The organism is Pseudomonas sp. GQ91 (assembly GCF_059758795.1).
This window is the reverse complement of the sequence record NZ_JCAXED010000075.1, coordinates 1-312: the sequence shown is the minus strand read 5'-3', so window position 1 is coordinate 312 and position 312 is coordinate 1. Positions and strand designations below refer to the sequence as shown.

The 312-nt window shown below is 60.6% G+C and carries 1 protein-coding gene; it reads left to right on the top strand.

Features of this window, described 5'->3' with window-relative positions:
* Nucleotides 1–312 (top strand): RHS repeat domain-containing protein (locus AC6CIA_RS26485; protein ID WP_498316120.1); only part of this gene is annotated, 312 nt, incomplete at both ends.

The following is a 312-nucleotide window of genomic DNA, read 5'->3' as shown; positions in this document are numbered from 1 at the left end:
CGCTTCGCCTACGACGCCGAAAGCCGCCTGATCGAAGTGCGCAACGACAACGGCAGCGTGGTCAAAATGACCTACGACCCGCTGGGTCGCCGCATCGAAAAAACCCAACACGGTAGCGACGGTTATCCCCTCGGCGAAACCCGCTTCACTTGGGACGGTCTGCGCCTGCTGCAGGAACACAAACACAGCCAGACCAGCCTCTACCTCTACGAAGACGACGGCTACCAACCCCTGGCCCGCGTCGACGGCAGCGGCCCGCTGCAAAAAATCCGCTACTACCACAACGATCTGAACGGACTACCGGAACAACTG